The organism is Kineosporia rhizophila (genome assembly GCF_021277265.1).
GTDB lineage: Bacteria > Actinomycetota > Actinomycetes > Actinomycetales > Kineosporiaceae > Kineosporia > Kineosporia rhizophila.
Genome location: NZ_JAJSOH010000009.1, coordinates 182,001 through 198,568 on the forward strand (window position 1 = coordinate 182,001; position 16,568 = coordinate 198,568).

General features: G+C 68.2%; 18 protein-coding genes and 1 tRNA gene. 10 read left to right on the forward strand and 9 right to left on the reverse strand.

The features are described from left to right. The first annotated feature begins 179 nt into the window (after positions 1–179). The 10 genes from LWF15_RS15880 (at position 180) to LWF15_RS15925 (ending at position 7,631) form a co-directional block, all read left to right on the forward strand. Positions 180–566, forward strand: coding sequence for a hypothetical protein (locus LWF15_RS15880; RefSeq protein WP_232811589.1), 387 nt, complete (start codon positions 180–182; stop codon positions 564–566). A gap of 118 nt (positions 567–684) precedes the next feature. Continuing rightward, positions 685–879: a hypothetical protein gene (locus LWF15_RS15885; protein ID WP_232811590.1), complete on the forward strand. Its 195-nt coding sequence runs from the start codon at positions 685–687 to the stop codon at positions 877–879. Continuing rightward, entirely contained in the window at positions 879–1,139 is a 261-nt protein-coding gene (locus LWF15_RS15890) for a hypothetical protein (RefSeq protein WP_232811591.1), read from the forward strand. Before LWF15_RS15885 ends, LWF15_RS15890 begins: the two co-directional genes overlap by 1 nt. Then, positions 1,139–2,677: an FtsK/SpoIIIE domain-containing protein gene (locus tag LWF15_RS15895; RefSeq protein WP_232811592.1), complete on the forward strand. Its 1,539-nt coding sequence runs from the start codon at positions 1,139–1,141 to the stop codon at positions 2,675–2,677. The genes LWF15_RS15890 and LWF15_RS15895 overlap by 1 nt, the downstream gene beginning before the upstream one ends. Beyond that, positions 2,674–3,147, forward strand: a complete 474-nt coding sequence (locus tag LWF15_RS15900) for a hypothetical protein (RefSeq protein WP_232811593.1) — start codon at positions 2,674–2,676, stop codon at positions 3,145–3,147. Before LWF15_RS15895 ends, LWF15_RS15900 begins: the two co-directional genes overlap by 4 nt. Further along, positions 3,144–4,892, forward strand: coding sequence for a helitron helicase-like domain-containing protein (locus LWF15_RS15905; protein WP_232811594.1), 1,749 nt, complete (start codon positions 3,144–3,146; stop codon positions 4,890–4,892). The genes LWF15_RS15900 and LWF15_RS15905 overlap by 4 nt, the downstream gene beginning before the upstream one ends. A gap of 24 nt (positions 4,893–4,916) precedes the next feature. Beyond that, on the forward strand, positions 4,917–5,150 hold the full coding sequence (locus LWF15_RS15910; RefSeq protein ID WP_232811595.1) for a helix-turn-helix transcriptional regulator: 234 nt from the start codon (positions 4,917–4,919) through the stop codon (positions 5,148–5,150). Next, the gene (locus LWF15_RS37570; RefSeq protein WP_232811596.1) at positions 5,147–6,517 is read left to right on the forward strand and encodes a tyrosine-type recombinase/integrase; all 1,371 of its coding nucleotides are present in this window, start codon (positions 5,147–5,149) and stop codon (positions 6,515–6,517) included. The genes LWF15_RS15910 and LWF15_RS37570 overlap by 4 nt, the downstream gene beginning before the upstream one ends. Positions 6,518–7,104: 587 nt before the next feature. After that, positions 7,105–7,380 (forward strand): hypothetical protein, encoded by a 276-nt coding sequence (locus LWF15_RS15920; protein ID WP_232811597.1) that lies wholly within the window; start codon positions 7,105–7,107, stop codon positions 7,378–7,380. Continuing rightward, positions 7,377–7,631 (forward strand): type II toxin-antitoxin system RelE family toxin, encoded by a 255-nt coding sequence (locus tag LWF15_RS15925; RefSeq protein ID WP_232811598.1) that lies wholly within the window; start codon positions 7,377–7,379, stop codon positions 7,629–7,631. The genes LWF15_RS15920 and LWF15_RS15925 overlap by 4 nt, the downstream gene beginning before the upstream one ends. 152 nt (positions 7,632–7,783) lie before the next feature. Here LWF15_RS15925 and LWF15_RS15930 read toward each other — a convergent pair. The 9 genes from LWF15_RS15930 to LWF15_RS15970 all read right to left on the reverse strand — a co-directional run bounded on the left by LWF15_RS15930 (position 7,784) and on the right by LWF15_RS15970 (position 16,452). Next, positions 7,784–7,870, reverse strand: a tRNA-Ser gene (locus LWF15_RS15930). A gap of 82 nt (positions 7,871–7,952) precedes the next feature. Next, a complete protein-coding gene (locus LWF15_RS15935) occupies positions 7,953–10,217 on the reverse strand; it encodes a putative bifunctional diguanylate cyclase/phosphodiesterase (protein ID WP_232811599.1) in 2,265 nt (754 codons plus the stop codon). Positions 10,218–10,314: 97 nt separating this feature from the next. Continuing rightward, positions 10,315–10,536 (reverse strand): hypothetical protein, encoded by a 222-nt coding sequence (locus LWF15_RS15940; RefSeq protein ID WP_232811600.1) that lies wholly within the window; start codon positions 10,534–10,536, stop codon positions 10,315–10,317. Between the two features lie 206 nt (positions 10,537–10,742). Beyond that, positions 10,743–11,303: a serine O-acetyltransferase gene (gene cysE / locus LWF15_RS15945; protein WP_232811601.1), complete on the reverse strand. Its 561-nt coding sequence runs from the start codon at positions 11,301–11,303 to the stop codon at positions 10,743–10,745. Positions 11,304–11,329: 26 nt separating this feature from the next. Beyond that, the gene (gene cysK, locus LWF15_RS15950) at positions 11,330–12,259 is read right to left on the reverse strand and encodes a cysteine synthase A (protein ID WP_232811602.1); all 930 of its coding nucleotides are present in this window, start codon (positions 12,257–12,259) and stop codon (positions 11,330–11,332) included. Between the two features lie 97 nt (positions 12,260–12,356). Continuing rightward, positions 12,357–12,758 carry a YjbQ family protein gene (locus LWF15_RS15955; protein WP_232811603.1) on the reverse strand — a complete coding sequence of 134 codons (402 nt, stop codon included), beginning with the start codon at positions 12,756–12,758 and terminating at the stop codon, positions 12,357–12,359. A 50-nt stretch (positions 12,759–12,808) separates the two neighbouring features. Beyond that, on the reverse strand, positions 12,809–14,464 hold the full coding sequence (locus LWF15_RS37575; RefSeq protein WP_232811604.1) for a glycoside hydrolase family 13 protein: 1,656 nt from the start codon (positions 14,462–14,464) through the stop codon (positions 12,809–12,811). 81 nt (positions 14,465–14,545) lie between these two features. Further along, positions 14,546–15,445: a carbohydrate ABC transporter permease gene (locus tag LWF15_RS15965; RefSeq protein ID WP_232811605.1), complete on the reverse strand. Its 900-nt coding sequence runs from the start codon at positions 15,443–15,445 to the stop codon at positions 14,546–14,548. Continuing rightward, positions 15,442–16,452, reverse strand: coding sequence for a carbohydrate ABC transporter permease (locus tag LWF15_RS15970; RefSeq protein WP_232811606.1), 1,011 nt, complete (start codon positions 16,450–16,452; stop codon positions 15,442–15,444). The genes LWF15_RS15965 and LWF15_RS15970 overlap by 4 nt, the downstream gene beginning before the upstream one ends. Positions 16,453–16,568 lie beyond the last annotated feature (116 nt).

Here is a 16,568-nt window from a genome sequence, read left to right on the forward strand (position 1 = left end):
CATAGAAAATATGAGGTCTGCCTTGTACCGCCTACCTAAGCGTTGATGCGCGCTTGTCGAGCGGTTCACGATGTTCTCGCAGCTCAGACAGGGCTGACACCGCAGCGAAAGCACTTCGCACCGCTCGTTAGGGGCGGGGAGGTGTGGGCGGTTGAATGGGGAGAGTGGGAGCCGAAGAAATGGCTGTTGAGGGTCGTATCAATGTCCGTCACGAGGACGTGTTCACCCAGCCCATCATGGTTCTTTCGGTGGACGCTGTGGAGGACTTCGACAAGCGCAAGGCGGGAAATGTCGACCCGCAGGAACTGGACAAGCAGACCGGCCAGCGACTGTGGGCGGTCAGCATCCTGGACCCGACCGCGCAGCAGGGACGACGCGAGATCAAGATCAAGATCCCGGCCGATCACCAGCCGGTACCGCCGGCCGGGCTGATGGCTCCGGCGGAGTTCGACGGCCTGCAGGTGATCCCCTACCTGGACTCCAACCGCGCCAAGCCGCGCGTCGCTATCGCCTACCGGGCAACGGGTTTCCGCGCCCCGGCTCGAGCGCAGCGTCAGGCGTCGTAGTCCAGGTCCTCTCGTTCGGATGGATGTGGCGTCCCGTCCCATCACTGGGTTCGGGGCGCCCCCTTCCGGGCATTGCCCGTCGTCGATCAGCACGCGTTCCCCAGGATTGAGGTTTGAAATGCGTTCCAGCACTGGCAGTAAGCGTCGTGGGCCGTTGGCCAAGCCGTGCCGTACCTGCACCGAGATTCACCCGGTGGGGCGGCTGCACTTCGGGCAGTGCCCCGACTGCGCACACCTGGTCGCCCTTCCCCTGCGGGGTGAGGGTGGCCGGTTCATCTCCTTCACCAGCCACACCGATGGCGGTGGCCTGTGATGGCCGGCGGCCTGGATTCGTTCTGGTTCGACCAGTACCAGGAAAGCAACCAGCGGGTCCTGGCGGCCTGCCGCGCCGTGGGTATGGCCGGCTCCCTGCTGGACCCGGATGAGCGCTGGGACGACACCGATCGTCTGGTGCGCCTGCGCGACGTCGTAGATGACCTGCGTACGGCCCTCGGCCTGCCCGAGGCGCCCGCCCCGCGCACCAACACCCCCTCGACCACCGCGACTGAATCCACGGATGGGAGCACCCTCTGATGCTGGTCAACGGCACCCGGGTAGAAGACCTGGCCGGAACCGGCCTCACCACCCGGCAACGCTACGTCGTGCCCCTCCGGGTCACCGTCCCACTGTTCCTGTTCAAGCACCTGGCCCGGGCCTCGGCGTGGCTGCTGCGCCAGACGCTCACGTACTGGGGCCTGTCCCTGCCCGCGTTCGTCCTGCTGGTCATCTGGTCTCGCCTGGGCGGGCTGTGGGCGCTGACGGCGCTGACCTGGTGGCTCACGCTCGGCCTGGCATGGGCCTACAAGTGGCCGACCTCCTTCGACATCGCCGTCTCCCAACCGGCCCGGGGTGTGTGGCGTTGGTGGACGAAGTACAAGCGTCGCTGGCATCCCGCAATGGACGGAACCGGACTGACCCGCGTCACCCCCGACCGTGAGGTCTACGTCCCGGCCGTCACACGTGTCCGCTCGACTGGGGTGGTGGACACGCTGCACCTGCGCCTGCTGCACGGCCAGACACCGGCTGATGTGGCTGCTCGGGCTGAGGGCTTGCGGCACGTGTATGCCGCTCACCGGTGCAGCGTGATCGAGGACGCCCCGGGGCGGGTGCGGGTGCTGTTCTACGCCAAGGACCCGCTCCGCCATCTCGTCGCACCGCTGGACCCTGCGCCGGTCCCGGTCCTGGATGCCCTGCCCGTCGCCTTGGGCGAGGACGGTCAGCTCTTCCTGCTGTGGCTGCTGGGCCGGCATGTCCTGCTGGCCGGCGCCTCGGGCTCGGGCAAGGGCTCGGCGTTGTGGTCGACGGTGCGTGCGCTGGCTCCGGCCGTTGCTGATGGCACGGTCCGTCTGCGTGGGGTGGATCCGAAGGGTGGGATGGAGCTGTTCCCCGGGCGGGCGCTGTTCGCCGAGTACGCCGATGAAGACCTGGACGCCATGCTCGCCCTGCTGGCACGGGCTGTGGCGGACATGAACGACCGCAAACGCCGCCTGAAAGCAGCTGGTGTGCGGGTTTTCACGCCGTCGAAAGCGGATCCGTTGGAAGTGATCGTGATTGATGAGCTGGCTTTCCTGACGGCCTATGCACCCAAGGATGTCAAGGCGAAAGTTGCTGCCGCGATGCAGGTTCTGTTGTCCCAGGGCCGGGCGGTCGGTTACAGCGTCCTGGCCGCGTTGCAGGACCCTCGGAAGGAGGTGCTGCCGTTCCGGGACCTGTTCACCTACCGGATCGCGCTACGGCTGGCCGAGGACTCCCACGTCGACATGGTGCTCGGGGAAGGAGCGCTGGAACGGGGCGCGGCCTGTCACCTGATCCCGGCCAGCCTGCCCGGCATCGCCTACGTCCGCGTCGAAGGAGCCCTGGAACCGGTCCGGGTGCGCTTTTCCTACCTGTCCGACACCGACATCGTCGACATGGCGTCGCAGTGGCCGGCACCCGAGAACACCGACTGGACACCCCTGCCCGACACGCCGGCCACCGACCCGATCACCGACCCGACTGCCGGCCTGGAGACCGGCCCGGATGAGTCCTACCCCTTCCGCTTCTGGACTACGGGTGAAGGTGACGACGCGTGAGCGAGAACCCGGCCACCCCTGGAACGGCCATGCCAGAACCCAGCCCCGATCAGAACGCGGCCGGGGAGACGAGCCCATCGTCCGGCTGGTGGTCCCGCTTCCACAGCCCTACGGACCCCGACCACGACGAGACCGTCACCGACGAGACCGACCCGGCCGACGACGTGGCCCTGCCCGATGCACCTACCTCGGCACCGCCCCGGGCGGTGTGGCCGGAAGGGTGGGCCGTCGTCCCTCCGGTTGGCTCGATCGTCACCGACGTCGGCGTCACGTTCTCCCTGGCCCCGGCCTCACCGACGGATCGGCCAATGCGGGTGCGGTGCACCTCCTGTGACTGGGACAAGACCGCCCCCCAGCCACAGGCCGTCGACGCCGTTCGTGTCCATGCCCTGCGCCACATCGCCGACCCACGCCCCCGGATCGCTCACCTGCCGAGCTGGCTCCAGCCTCGACTGAAGGGACGCCGATGACCACCACCCCCACGCCTCCCGCGACCGCCTCGGAGAACCTGGGCAACCCGATGCAGCCCTCGGGCGCCTCGATCTCGAACCTGACCCGCAACAGCCGCGCCGAACGCGCCCGCATGCCCGTCGCCCTCCACGTCGCCGAAGACGTCGCCATCGCCAACGGCGTGTGTGTCCGACCGATCACCCAGCGGGTGACGGACACCCTGACCGGGGAAGTGACCCTGGTCGACGTCCCCTGCGGTGCCACCCTTGAGTCCAAGTGCCCGACCTGCGCCCAACGTGCCCGCCGCCTGCGTATGCACCAGTGCCGGGTCGGCTGGCACGCCGAGTCCGACCCCATCCCCGACGAAGACCCCTCCACCTCCGCCCAACAGGACCTGGTGGCAGCCCGCGCCGACGTCACTGCCGTCCGGGATGACTACCTCGCCCGAGGGGACCACGACGTCGCTGAGGCCGCTTCCGAGACGCTGGACGTCATCGACGCCGAACTGGCCGAAATGGGCGTGCGCGGCCCCCTCGAGCGTGGGAAACCGGAAACGGCCCGGCGCAAGCGCTCCACCCGCCGACGTCAGGACGCACCCGATCTACCCAAGCGCACGATGGCGAAAACCACGGTGGGACAGACATTCCCTGGCAAGGATGGCAAGGTTTACCGGCCATCGATGTTCGTCACCGTGACCCTTCCCGGCTACGGACGTGTCGACGGCAATGGCGTGCCCCTGGATCCGGGACGGTACGACTACCGGCGGGCGGCGCGGGATGCGATCCACTTCCCCAAGCTCCTGGATCGTCTGGTGCAGAACCTGCGCCGCGTGGCCGGTTATGACGTGCAGTACTTCGCCACCGTCGAGCCACAGAAGCGCCTGGCCCCGCACGCGCACATCGCTGTTCGGGGCACGATCCCGCGGGCCCTGGTACGCCAGGTCATCGCCGCCACCTACCACCAGGTCTGGTGGCCCCAGGCCGATACGCCGGTCTACGTCCGCGAAGACGAACTGCCCGTGTGGGACGAAGACGCCGACACACCCGATGCGGCCGGCAACTCTGCCGGGGAAAGCGTGGGCTACCTCGACCCGACCACCGCGGCGGTGCTGCCGACCTGGGACGAAGCCCTCGACGACCTCGACACCGTAGACGACCTGGAACCCCAGCACGTGGTCCGCTTCGGCATCCAGTCCGACATCCAGGGCCTGCTGGCCGGCTCCCCCGACGCTGACCGGCGCGTGGGCTACCTGGCCAAGTACCTGACCAAGTCCATGGGCACCGCCCACGGCGAAGACGAGAACCCGGCCGTCAAAGCGCACGTTGACCGCCTCGTCCACGCTCTGCGCTACGAACCGTGCTCCCCACGCTGCGCGAACTGGCTGCGCTACGGGATACAGCCGAAAGACGCTCGCCCCGGCTTGATCCCCGGCTCCTGCAAGGCCAAAGCCCACCGGCGCGAACACCTCGGCTATGGCGGCCGGCGCGTCCTGGTCTCCCGCAAGTGGTCGGGCAAGACCCTCACCGACCACCGCCACGAACGCCGTGCCTTCGTCCTGGCCCTGCTCGGCGTAGACCCCGACAGCGCCGACGCCACCCGAGGAGACAAGACCGCCGACCGGTACGTGTGGGAGCCGGTCAATCCGAACGAACTGCCCCCGTTGTCCACGCGGCTGCTGCATGCGATCAGCCAGCGCCAGACCTGGCGGGCGGCTTATGAAGCTGCGAAGGAAGGCAACGGTCCGCCGCCGACTGTGGCTGCCTGACTTGACTAACGAGAGGAGGAAGTAGTGAGTGCTCGGACGTTCCGCCCAAGCAACGGCGGCGAACTGCTCCCGCTCGTGGAGGTGCTGCGCATCCTCGGCGGTGACGGCGGCGAACCGCTGCCCAAGTCGACGTTCTTCCGATGGAAGGCCATCGGCAAGGCACCGCGTGTCGTGAAGTTGCCCAACCGGAAGATCTACGTGCGTCGGGCTGTGCTGGACGCCTGGCTTGATGCGCACGAGGAGCCCGAGGCCGCGTGAACACCACTTACGACGTTCGGGTCCACTCGATCCTGACAAACACAGGCCAACGAGGGAAGACCTACACCGTCCGTTGGAAGGTCGAAAATCGGCCCTTCCGAGACACTTTCGCTACTAAGGCTCTGGCCGAAAGCTACCGTTCCAAGCTGCTTATCGCCCAAAGGGAGGGCACGGCGTTCGACGTCGCGTCCGGTCTCCCTGAACCAATCGCCCGCAAGCTCCAGAGCCGTTCCTTCCTTACCCACGCTCAGGAGTTCGTCGACGCGAAGTGGCCCCACTCGTCCCCCAAGCACCGCATCAGCATCGCTGAAGCCCTCGCCACCATCACCCCGGCGCTCCTCACCTCCGACCGGGGGGCGCCCGCCCCGAAGGAGCTGCGCGCCGCCCTCTACGGGTGGGCCTTCAACAAGACCCGCCGAGAGTCCGGTGAGATGCCGGACGACATCGCCCGCATCCTGGCCTGGGTCGAACGAAATGTACTGAGCATCAATGACTGTGGTGACGCGGCGGTAATCCGAAAGGCACTCGATCTCCTGGCCCTACGCCTGGACGGAAAGGCCGCCGCACCGAACACCATCGCTCGTCGGCGCGGGATCGTCTACGGGATGCTCAAATACGCCGTCGAACTCCAGCGTCTCGACACTCACCCCTTCACCTACGTGTCGTGGACGTCCCCCAAGGCTGACGACCAGGTCGACCGGCGCACCGTGCCCGGGCCGGCCCTCGCCCGGAAGCTCATCGACACAGCGGGCGAGATTCGCCCCGACCTTCGAGCGTTCTTCGGGTGCCTGTACTACTCGGCCTTGCGCCCAGAGGAAGCCCTACACCTGAGCCGGTCCAACTACGAGCGGCCGGGGCGGGAGGGCGACTGGGGTTGGTTCACGCTGACCGGCGCCACCATCGCCCTGGGCAAGGAGTGGACGGGCGCTGACGCTTTCCACGAAGACCGGGGCCTCAAGCACCGGTCGCAACGCAGCACGCGACGTGTGCCCGTCCCTCCGCAGCTCGTCCAACTCCTGGACCGCCACATCGTCGACCATCAAGTGCCACCCACCGGCCGACTCTTCGTCACCAGACGCGGCTCGAACCCAGGGCTCCCTCTGTCAGCCGAGACCTACACCCGGATCTGGCGTCAGACTCGTATCAAGGCTCTCACCGCTGAGCAGCAAGCGGCCGGTCTGGCTCGAGTTCCGTATCAACTCCGGCACGCCGGCGTCTCGCTATGGCTCAACGCTGGCGTGCCGGGTACGCAGGTGGCGGAGTGGGCGGGCCACAGCCTGCACGTGCTCCTCAAGGTCTATGCCAAGTGCATCGACGGCGAAGAGGACGCCGCCCGACAACGCATCTCAGCAGCTCTGAACGCGTAGTGGTACCCAAGGCGTGGCCCGGAACCGGCATCCGGGCCGCGCCTCATTTTGCTTCCCATTTTTGCCGCATGTAGCAGCACAACTGAATCAACCAGCGTGAGAGGGCAGTGCGAAAGTCAGTTCCACCAGAAGAGATACGTGTCCTCCGGTTGGCTATCGATATGACACCACCATCCGCTGGGGAATCCTGCCCGCCAATCGACGCCAGCCGATGCGTCCGGGTCCGTCGCTCGGTTTGAGCAATAACGAAGGGCCTCATCCTGCCGTGGAGCAAGGATCGCCGGCCCCTGAAAATAGATCAGACCAGCGACCATTACGAGCAGGGTCGCGATTATCGTGAGGCGTCGGCGGGTCATCACGGCTGCGCCCCTCGCGTCGTGGATCCGGGGAGCTTGGCTTCCCAGTGTTTAACCGCCAGCACGTCGAGGTGTTTGCTCCATGCCCGAGCAAGATCATTCATGCGCAGATCGTAGGTGCAGGTTCGTACTCACCGGTTCAGGCTGTCCCGTCATGCCTCTGCCGGACGCCGGCCAGACGCCTGGAAAGTTGGCGGTCGACGCACCAGCAGATTGACGTAGCCTTTTGCCATGAGCGCCCAACCGATCCAGCCCGACGCCACACCGGCCGCGGAGTCGGACAAGGTCCCGTACGAGGTCATCCACCTCGGCGGTCAGAGCGCCGTAGTCGTCCCGATGGCGGACTTCCTCCGGCTTCGTGCCCTTGAGCAGTCAGCCACCCGGGAAGCCCTGGAAGACGCCGAAGACCTCGCCGCTATCCAAGACTGGCAGGCACGCGAAGCAGCCGGCACGACGTCCTACACGTACGCCGACGACGCCCGCCGCCGTCTGGGCCTCGACCGGTGACCTTCGAGGTCGTCTACGAAGCCCGAGCCCTCGATCAAGCCTCCGCCTTCCTGGCTGACGATCAGGAGGGCCTGCGCCAGGTTATGGACGCCATCGATGCCCTGACCGCTGATCCGCGGCCGGCCGACTCGTTCCCCTTCGGCTCCCCCGACCTTCGCCGCATCCGCATCGGCCGCTACCGCGTTGTCTACGAGATCAAGGGCGAAACGGTCTCCGTCGGCCACATCGCCCGGACCACGGCCAAGCCGTAGCCCAGGCGGCCGCGAACGCCGACACGCATCCGACACAACGAGCGAGATCCGGCCGGTCTTCGTGAGAGCGAGCCAGACCTCGAAGCGCCAAACCAGATCGGCCCCCGACCGGCATACAACCTGGTCAGGGGCCGTTTTCGTGGTGCTACCGGCGGAGAGCGAGGGATTCGAACCCCCGGAGGCTTTGACACCTCAGTGGTTTTCAAGACCACCGCCATCGGCCACTCGGCCAGCTCTCCTCCACAGCCCCAGGGCCCGTCAGCCCCAAGGATGCGCACACCAGTCTGGCACAACGATCGGCGCCTTCCCCTATGAAGGGGCTCAACTCACCGCGCGTACCTGGCGGGGGGTCAGGAGGGCGGTCATCGCCGGGGGTTCGACCGGGCGGGAGAAGTACCAGCCCTGGGCTGCGGGGCAGCCGGCCTTGTCCAGGGCCTCGGCGTCTTCCAGCTCCTCCACGCCCTCGGCGATCACCGTCATGCTCATCGCCCGGGCCAGCCAGAGCACCGCGGTGATGATCGCGGTCTTGTCCTGGTCGTGGGACAGGCCCACGACGAAGCTGCGGTCGAGCTTGACGATGTCGGCGGGCACGCTCTGCAGCCAGGTCAGGGACGAGTAGCCGGTGCCGAAGTCGTCCAGGGCCAGCCGTACGCCCAGGGCCTTGATCGCGGCCAGGCGCTCGCTCAGGTCGATGCCGCGTTCCAGCATCGAGGTCTCGGTGATCTCCAGGACCAGGCGGGAGGGGTCCTGCAGGCCGGAGCGGGTGAGTTCGTCGGTGAGCATGGGCACGAAGCCGGGCTCGGCCAGTTGCTTGGGGCTGACGTTGACCGAGACGTAGGGCATCGCCTCGCCCCATGCGTCCAGCTGCTCCAGGGCCGTGCGGAGCACGTGTTCGCCGAGCGGGACCACCAGCCCGGTCTCCTCGGCCAGGGGGATGAAGAGGCCCGGGGGGATCAGTTCGCCCTCGGGGGTGCGCAGCCGGACCAGGGCCTCGGCGCCGACCACCGTGCGGGTCTGCAGCGAGTAGATCGGCTGGAACCAGACCGGCAGGGAGGACTTCAGGTCGCCCTCCAGGGCCGCGCGCAGGGTGCGCTCGGCCCAGACCCGCTGCTGGGTGGCCTCGCGCATGCTGTCGTCGAACAGCTGCACCCGGGCCCGGCCGCCCTGCTTGGCCGCGTACATGGCCAGGTCGGCGTTCTCCAGGGTGGCCTCCGGCCCGGTCGCTCCGGCCAGGCTGAGCCCGACGCTGGCGGTCACCGTCAGCTTCCGGCCGGTGGGCAGCGGGAAGGGCGCCTCGAAGCAGCCGGCCACGCTGATCGCCAGGTTCTCCACCGCAGTGGTCGGGCCGACCAGGGCCACGGCGAACTCGTCACCGCCCAGCCGGGCCAGCACCGCAGTGTCCGGGACGACCGCGCGTAACCGGGCCCCGATCGTCCTTAAGACCTCGTCTCCGGCGCTGTGGCCGTAGCTGTCGTTCACGCTCTTGAAGCGGTCCACGTCGATGTAGATCACCGACACCTCGCCGGCGTACTCCGAGACCAGCATGTTCAGGTCGGCCTCGAAGGCGCGGCGGCCCAGCAGCCCGGTGAGGGCGTCCTCCCGGGCCTGCTTGCGCAGCGCCTCCTGGTGCTGGTGCTTCTCGGTCACGTCCAGGTAGTGCGAGACGATCACCTGCAGCCGGCCGGCGCTGTCGCGCAGGGCACTGGCGTGCATCTCCACCTGGTGCACGCGGCCGTCCACGTTGTGGAAGGTGCGCTCCTCACGCAGCACGTCGGCCTCACCCTGCAGGATCCGCCGGTGCAGCCGGGTGTCGCGGGCTCCCTCGATCTGGATCGGCAGGTCGCTGAGCTGGGCGCGCGGGGGCAGCGGGCCGGCCATCCCGGTCCAGCTCTTGAAGGCCGGGTTGACCCGCAGCACGGTGCCGTCGGCCGCGAGCATGGTCATCGCGATCGGGGCCTCCTCGAAGGCCGCGGTGAACTGGGCCTCGGCCTGGCTCAGGTCTTCCAGGGCCCGGCGTTCCTCGGCCTCGGTGAGCCGCCAGGCGGTGACCTGGGTGGCGGCCGCGAGCAGCACCGCGACGCCGTGGATGGCAGCCCAGAACCAGGGGTGCCCGATGCCGGAGTCGTGCTGGAAGGTCATGTGCGGCATCCACGACCCGAACAGGGCGTGGTGCAGCGTGGTGGCGACCAGGAAGGTCAGGAACGGCACCCAGTCGCGGTAGAGGGCCAGGGCGCCGACCGCGACGAAGAACGAGAAGTGCGCCTCGGTGCGGCCGTCGAACAGCATGACCAGTTCGGCGCAGACGACGGTGAGCCCGACGGCCACGGCGGACGCGGCCAGGCGCTGCGAGCGCAGTTCCACCGCGCCGGCGATCATCGCGGCGATGAGCAGGGAGGCGACGCCCCATTCGACGTCGAGCCGGTCGCGCAGGGCGGCCACCGGCGCCAGGGCCAGGCCGCAGACGATGGTGAGCCAGGTCAGCAGCCGGTGCCGGTTCTGCCAGTCGGCGTGACTGAGTCCCGTTCCGGCCGGGAGAACGGCCCGTAGCCGGTGCACGTACTGGGTCAGTCGCAGCTTTACCGGCACCGATCCCCCCTCCGCCTCGGCTCAGAATGCCTCGCGGACTATCTTCGACCGTCAGGGGGCCCGGCTGAGGTGGATTCACCCGGACAGACTCGGTGGATCAGTCCTCGTAGCGCCACCAGAACCAGCGCGAGGGTCTGCCCTCGGTCAGCAGCGGCCGCCCGAGAGCGGCCGAGGCCAGGACGTCGGAGCAGCGGGGGCACAGCGGGGCCCCGTCGTCGTGCCGGGGCAGGGTGTCGCGCGCGCAGCCGACGCAGCGGATCGGGCGGACCCCCTTCCCCGGTGTGACCAGGTGGGCGTCGTTCGCGAACATCTGGCTCATGACAGTTTGTCTCCGTCACACGTCCCCTGAGAGCCCGCAGACCGGAGAGAGGGCGCGGGCCGACGAACCAATGCGCTGAGTAATCGTATCGCTACAATAAGCGAGGCCGATACATAGCGCACCGGAGTGAGCTCTGTATCGGCCGACCGCCTGAACGGCTTGACCCGTTAGATCATCCGGATCATCGGATGGGTTGTTCGGGGGACTCAGATGTAGATCGCCGGGTCTTCCGCCCACTGGTTGTTCACGTCGACCTGCGGGTGCCGGATCACACCCGGCACGCCGACCACCACGGCACCGTCGGGCACGTCGCGCACCACCACGGCGTTGGCCCCGACCTGCACGTCCCGGCCCAGGGTGATCGGCCCCAGCACGCGCGCGCCGGCCCCGACCACCACCCCGTCGAGCAGGGTGGGGTGCCGCTTGCCGGTGTTCAGGCTGCGCCCACCCAGCGTGACGTCCTGGTAGAGCATCACGTCGTTGCCGATCTCGGCGGTCTCCCCGATCACCACACCGGTGGCGTGGTCGATGAAGAAGCGCCGCCCGATGGTGGCCCCGGGGTGGATCTCCACCCCGGTGACCACCCGCGTCCACAGCGAGATCAGTCGCGCCGGGACGCGCCATCCACGCAGCCACATCCGGTGGGTGATGCGGTGGCTCCAGATCGCCTGCAGCCCGGGGTAGCCCAGGATCAGCTCGGTGTTGCTCCCGGCCGCGGGGTCGCGCAGCTTCGCCGCCTGCAGGTCTTCCCGGAGTACCGACAGCATCGACTTGAGGATGATGGCCAACGTGATCAGTCCAGGAGGTCCTTGAAGAGGATCGTGGACAGGTAGCGCTCACCGAACGACGGGATGATCACGACCACGATCTTGCCCGCGAACTCGGGGCGGCGGGCGACCTCGTTGGCCGCCCACAGTGCGGCCCCGGAGGAGATGCCGACCAGCAGGCCCTCTTCCTTGGCGGCCCGGCGGGCCCACTCCACGGCGTCGTCGACCTCGGCGTCGAGCACCTCGTCGTAGACCTTGGTGTCGAGGATCTCCGGCACGAAGTTGGCGCCGATGCCCTGGATCGGGTGCGGGCCGGGGGCGCCGCCGTTGAGGATCGGCGAGGCCTTCGGCTCCACCGCGAAGATCTTGATGTCCGGGTTCTTCTCCTTGAGCACCTGGCCCACGCCGGTGATGGTGCCACCGGTGCCGATGCCGGCCACCACCGCGGCGACCTGGCCGTCGGTGTCGGCCCAGATCTCCTCGGCCGTGGTCTTGCGGTGGATCTCCGGGTTGGCCTCGTTGGCGAACTGCTTGACCTGCACGGCGCCCTGCTCCTGGCCGATCTGCTCGGCCTTGGCCACGGCACCCTTCATGCCCTCGCTGCCCGGCGTGAGCACCAGCTCGGCGCCGTAGGCGCGCAGCAGCGCCCGGCGCTCCTTGCTCATCGTCTCGGGCATGGTGAGGATGACCTTGTAGCCGCGGGCGGCACCCACGAACGCCAGCGCGATGCCGGTGTTGCCGCTGGTCGCCTCGACGATCGTGCCGCCCGGCTTGAGCTGGCCGGAGGCCTCGGCGGCGTCGATCATCGCCACCCCGATCCGGTCCTTGACGCTGTTGGCCGGGTTGTAGAACTCGAGCTTGGCCGCGACGGTGGCGCCGGCGCCCTCGGTGAGTCGGTTGATCCGGACGAGCGGAGTACGCCCGACGAGCTGGGTCGCGTCATCGTAGATCGGCATTGCTGCAGGTCACCCCTCTGAGAGACATTCCTTGGCGATATGGTCGAGAAACAGATTGTTCACGGCCGGGTACCCGCGGGACAACCCTTCGGAGTGCTTATCCCTCCAGGAAGGACAGCCGCACCCTCCGGTTCGGGTTGTCCCCGTTGCTGTCCACCAGGACAACGCTCTGCCAGGTGCCCAGGGTCGGCTCCCCGGCCAGGACGGGGATGCTCACCGACGGGCTGACGAACGCGGGCAGGACGTGGTCGCGGCCGTGACCGAGGCTGCCGTGCCGGTGCCGGTAGATGTCCTCGGCCGGCAGCAACCGGTCGATCGCTCCGGCCAGGTCGGGCTCGCTGCCCGACCCGGTCTCCATCAGGGCCACCCCGGCGGTGGCGTGCGGGACGAACACGTTGACCAGGCCGTCGCCCCGGCCGGCGCAGAATCGCGCCAGTTCCCCGGTGAGGTCGGTGACCAGACGGTCCCCGGAGCGAACGGTGATCTCGGTGCTTTCCATAGGGTGAACCCTAAGCCCGTCTTGCAGGCCCCCCAAGGGGGGCCTTCATCTCACTCCCGGATCCAGGCCGTGGTCTCCCCGGGCAACTGGCCGTCGGCCAGCGGTCCGCTGGCCACCAGAACCTCGCCGGAAGGCAGAGGAACGGGGGTGGTGCCGAAGTTGGTGATCACCAGCCAGCCACCCGGTCGCCGGAAACTGAGGACGTCGGTGGGCACGGACGTCTCAAATTCGAGCGTTTCGGTGGTTTGCAGTTCCCGGCGCAGACGCAGCGCCGTGCGATAGAGCGCCAGCACGGAGTCGGGGTCGACCTCCTCGGCCTCGACCGAGAACTGACCGAACCAGTCGGGCTGGGGCAGATGCGCCCCACCGCTGCCGAAACCGAACGAGCTACCGCCGGCCGCGTCGCGGGCAACGGTCCAGGGCAGGGGGACCCGGCAGCCGTCGCGGCCTTTCAGTTGGTGGCCGGTGCGCAGCCAGATCGGGTCGGCGAGCTGGTCGCGGGGGATGTCCGGCACCTCGCGCAGGCCCAGTTCCTCACCCTGGTAGAGGTACATCGAGCCGGGAAGAGCCAGAAGCAGAAGTGTGGACGCGGTTGCGCGCCTGAGTCCGGCCGCGTGGTCGGGCAGTGGGTCGAGTCCGTCGGACAGCAGCCATTCGTCCAGCCCCTCACGGCCGAGGCCGGTGGGCAGGGCGTAGCGGCTGGGGTGGCGGATGACGTCGTGGTTGGACAGCACCCAGGTGGAGGACGCACCGCTGGCCGCCGACTCGGCCAGGTTCTCGGTGATGCTCTTGCGGAAGCCCTCGGCGTCCCAGTCCTCACGCAGCAGGTCGAAGTTGAACGCCTGCCCGAGCTCGGTGGGGCGGGCGTAGAGGGCACGGCGGGTGGTGGGCACCCAGGCCTCGGCCACCGCCGCGCGCGGCGGGCTGTACTCGTTGAAGACCTCGCGCCACTCCTCGAAGATGGTGTGCACGTCGTCCCGGTCGAACAGCGGGTTGGTGCCGTCCACCTGGATGTCCAGCTCCGGGATCACCGGCATGCTGCGCAGCGGCTCGGCCAGGTCCTTGGCCAGGCCGTGGGCCACGTCCACGCGGAAGCCGTCCACCCCGCGGTCGGACCAGAAGCGCAGGGTCTTGCGGAAGTCGTCGCGGACCTCGGGATTGCTCCAGTCGAAGTCGGGCTGCTCGGGGGCGAACAGGTGCAGGTACCACTGCCCGTCCGGCACCCGCGTCCAGGCGCTGCCGCCGAAGTGCGAGACCCAGTCCGACGGCGGCTGGTCGCCGTTCGGCCCGAGGCCGTTGCGGAAGATGTAGCGGTCGCGCGCCGGGGAGCCCGGGTCGGCGGCCAGCGCCTCCTGGAACCAGACGTGCCGGTCGGAGGAGTGGTTGGGCACGATGTCGACGATCAGCCGGATCCCGGCCTCGTGCAGCTTCGCGCTCATCTCGTCGAAATCGGCCAGGGTGCCCAGTTTCGGGTCCACGTCGCGGTAGTCGTCCACGTCGTAGCCGCCGTCGGCCAGGGCCGAGGGGTAGAACGGGCTCAGCCACACCGCGTCCACGCCGAGCGCCTTCAGGTAGGGCACCTTCGCGGTCACCCCGGCGATGTTGCCGATGCCGTCGCCGTCACTGTCGGCGAAGCTGCGCGGGTAGATCTGATAGACGACGGCCTGACGCCACCAGTCGGCTTCCGGGTGCGGGGTCTGAGCCACGGCATTGATCCTTTCGGCGCTGTCCTTGCCTCACCCTCGCACGCTGGGCCGGGCGCTGCTCACCCGGCCCAGCGTGCGAGTTCAGCCCTTCACACCGCCGGCGGTGAGACCGCTGACGATGCGGCGCTGGAAGAGCAGCACCACGATCACCAGCGGCACGGTGACCACCACGCCGGCGGCCATCGTCTGGGTGTAGGGAACGATGTGCGGCCCGGCGGTGAAGTTGGCGATCGCCACGGTGGACGGCTCGACGCTCTTCACCCCGTTCGAGAGCACGCTGGAGAGCAGGAACTCGTTCCAGGAGGCCAGGAACACCAGGATCGCGGTGGTGAACATGGCCGGGGCGGCCAGCGGGATGATGACCTTACGGAACGCCTGCAGCGGGGTGCAGCCGTCGACCCGGGCGGCCTCCTCCAGTTCCCACGGCATGTCCGCGAAGAAGCTGGTGAGGGTGTACACCGCCAGAGGCACCGAGAACGAGACCTGCGGCAGGATCAGCGCCTGGTAGGTGCCGAGCCAGCCCCAGTCGCTGAACAGCTGGAACAGCGGCGTCAGGATGGCCACGCCGGGGAACATCGAGGCACCCAGGATGCAGGCCAGCACGATCGACTTGCCCCGGAAGACCAGACGGGACAACGCGTACCCGGCGAACACCCCGACGATCATCGCCAGCGCGGTCACCGCGAAACCGATGATCAGGCTGTTGACCAGCGACCGCCCGAAGGTGTTGATCCCGGTGTCGAACGCGTACCGGAAGTTCTCCAGGGTGAAGTCGGTGAACCACGGGGTGTTGTCGAAGGTGTTCTGGTTGTCCCGCACCGACAGCACGAGCATCCAGTAGAACGGCGCCAGGCACCAGAACACGATCAGCGTGATCGCCGCGGCCGTGCCCAGCTGGTTCCAGTTGAACCCCGGCTTGTAGGCGGTGACCGGCCGGTCCGCCGCCTGGCCGACCGGGGCACCGACAGAGGTCGTGGTCATCGCGTTCCCCTCTCCACGATGTTGGCGTTGAAGAGGCGGACCAGGAGCAGGGCTATCGCGAAGATCAGGATGAAGGTGATCGTGGACAGGGCCGAGGCCGAGTTGATCCCGCTCCTCAGCTCCTGCACCACCAGGATCGAGATGGTCTGGGTACCGTTGGCCCCGCCGGTGAGGATGTACGGCAGGTCGTACATCCGCAGCACGTCGAGCGCCCGGAAGATGACGGCCACCGCCAGCGCCGGCTTCACCAGCGGCAGGGTGATCCGCCAGAACCGTTGCCAGGCACTGGCTCCGTCGACCTTGGCCGACTCGTAGATCTCGTTGCTGATGCCCTGCAGCCCGGCCAGGATCAGCAGGGCGATGAACGGCGTGGTCTTCCAGACGTCGGCGATGACGATGGCCATCCGCGCCGCGCCGACCTCGGAGGTCCAGGCGAAATTGGTTCCCAGCACGTTGTTCAGCACGCCCTGGGGGTCGAAGATGACCACCCACAGCTTGGCGATGACGGCCGTGGGGATCGCCCACGGGATCAGCACGGCCACCCGGACCAGCGAACGGCCCCGGAAGGCGCGGTGCATCATCAGCGCGAAGCACATGCCGATGATGACCTCGAGAATCACCGTCACCACAGTGAATCCGAGGGTGATACCGACCGAACTCCAGAACTGCGCCCCGGTGGTGCCCTCGGGACAGGAGGTGGTGCCGCCGGCCGCGGTCGGGCACTGCTGCAGGAGCCAGTGCTTGTAGTGGTCGATACCGTTCCAGGCGCCACCTTCGTCGAACAGGCCGGTGGTGGCGTTGAGTCCCTGGTCGGTCTGGAACGAGGACCAGATGGCGCTGAGGATCGGGTACCCGACGATCAGCGCCAGCATGATCATGGTGGGGGCGAGAAGAATCAGGGCGAGCTTGCTGTCGCCGGAGCGAAGGCCCCGGTTCCGCCCGCCGCGACGCCGTTTTCCGCTTGTGTCGGCCGCATTTTCCGCGATCGGCTCGGAGGTGATGCTCATGGCTGCTCCTGAGCTACTGGTGTCCTAGGGCTGGTGCGGGCAGACCGGGCGACCTGGTCGAGGTCGCCCGGTCCACTGGGGATCACCGCTTTCGGTGGGCGTCACGAGCCCCGGAG